The following is a 543-nucleotide window of genomic DNA, read 5'->3' as shown; positions in this document are numbered from 1 at the left end:
CCGCGTTCAGTTCATACCCACACTTCTGGCACTCGAAGTGTTCGCCCTGGCGGTTGCCGTCGTGCGTGAACCCACAGTCCGTCCGAGAACAGCGTTGGGATGTATGGGTCGGCTCGACCTGCTCTACGGAGACGCCCTGTTCAGGGGCTTTGTAGGAGACGTATTCAAACAGGCGTCGGAACGCCCAGACGTGGTGCCACTTCGCGTGTGGAAGCCGCTCTCGAATGTCACTCAAGTCCTCGAACGCGATCACGTCGCAGTCGTGTTCGACGGCTTCCGAGACGAGTTCGTTGGCGATCGTGTGGATGTACTGTTTGCGCCAGGCTTCCTCTCGCTTCCCGAGGCGAAGCAGGGCCTTGTGTGCGGCCTGCGTGCCGCGTTGTTGCATCTCGCCACGTCGCTTCTCGAACTCACGACACCAGTGGTCGTAGTCGTCCCCCTGCCAAAACGTGCCGGTTGAGGACACAGCGAGGCTGTTGACGCCGAGGTCGATACCGAGGACCGTTTGGTCGGAGTGCCCGGTATCTTCCGAAACCTCATCGT

Annotated in this window: 1 protein-coding gene; it reads right to left on the bottom strand. The window is 60.6% G+C overall.

All coding sequences use genetic code 11. From position 1 onward, the window contains the following. Window positions 1-543 (bottom strand): RNA-guided endonuclease TnpB family protein (locus tag EXE52_RS18090; protein WP_137704009.1); only part of this gene is annotated, 543 nt, incomplete at both ends.

This window comes from Halorubrum sp. CGM4_25_10-8A, assembly GCF_005435025.1.
GTDB lineage: Archaea > Halobacteriota > Halobacteria > Halobacteriales > Haloferacaceae > Halorubrum > Halorubrum ezzemoulense.
Note: the sequence above shows the minus strand (reverse complement) of the source record. Positions and strands in the feature narration are given on the sequence as shown.